Source organism: Streptomyces sp. SID12501 (assembly GCF_010550245.1).
Taxonomy (GTDB): Bacteria; Actinomycetota; Actinomycetes; order Streptomycetales; family Streptomycetaceae; genus Streptomyces.
The window spans coordinates 1-439 of record NZ_JAAGLU010000667.1; the positions used below are offsets into that span (position 1 = coordinate 1).

A 439-nucleotide genomic window follows, 5' to 3' on the forward strand; every position below is an offset into this window, starting at 1 on the left:
ACCTACCGGGCGCTGACCCAGAACGTCGCCTGCACCTGGGAGGCGAAGGGCAAGGACGGCTCGATCCTGGCCTCCGGCCCCGAGACCCCGCCCAAGGCGGGCGACAGGATCACGGCCACGATCCCCGGCGGCACCGCCACGTTCAACTCCACGGGGTGCTACGCCTGGATCCCCGCCTAGTCCGTACGGTCCTGGCCTCCCGCACCACCACGAAAACGCCGTCGCAGCCACAACACCCGGGCAGCGACGGCGTTTTCGTGCCCGAGTTCGGGGTACCCGCGCGGTCACACGACACAGCGGAGGCGAATCCTATGCGGGGCATCGGCGGTTGCATCGCCCTGATCGTGGTGGGGGCCATCCTCACCTTCGCGAGCGACTGGGAGCTGGAGAGCGTCAACCTCGACCTCGTCGGCCTCATCATGATGGTGGCCGGCTGCGT

General features: G+C 69.0%; 1 pseudogene. It reads left to right on the forward strand.

The features are described from left to right. Positions 1 to 180 (forward strand): annotated as a pseudogene (locus tag G3I71_RS47815) (hypothetical protein); the annotation flags it as partial. Between the last annotated feature and the right edge of the window lie 259 nt (positions 181 to 439).